Origin of the sequence: Shewanella sp. AS16 (genome assembly GCF_021412365.1) — a bacterium.
In the GTDB taxonomy this organism is placed as follows: domain Bacteria; phylum Pseudomonadota; class Gammaproteobacteria; order Enterobacterales; family Shewanellaceae; genus Shewanella; species Shewanella salipaludis.
On the sequence record NZ_JAKCLK010000064.1, the window covers coordinates 1 to 408 of the forward strand.

The following is a 408-nucleotide window of genomic DNA, read 5'->3' on the forward strand; positions in this document are numbered from 1 at the left end:
GTCAATCCCCTGACTACGCTCCCACAAAATGCGGCCAAATTTGCCAAAGCGTTTAAGCAGAATCACCAGATCACACTTTTGCACATCACCGCAGGTCCGCAGCCCCATCGCTTCCAGTTTTGCCGCCGAGACTTTGCCGACGCCGGGAATTTTTGCCAGCGGTAAGGTTTGCAGAAATGCCGGAACTTCTGCCGGCGTAATCACAAACTGACCGTTGGGTTTATTCATGTCGGAAGCAATTTTGGCGAGAAACTTGACCGGCGCAACGCCCGCAGACGCCGTCAGTTGCAGCTCGTTGAAGATCGTCTGGCGGATTTCCTGGGCGATGAGGGTCGCAGAACCGTGGCAATGGACGCTATCGGTGACATCGAGATAGGCTTCATCCAGTGATAACGGTTCAATGCGCGA

1 protein-coding gene is annotated in these 408 nt (G+C 54.2%); it reads right to left on the reverse strand.

The features are described from left to right. Positions 1-408, reverse strand: a 408-nt coding sequence (locus LZP73_RS19340; protein ID WP_442800767.1) for a Y-family DNA polymerase, incomplete at both ends; no start/stop codon positions are given.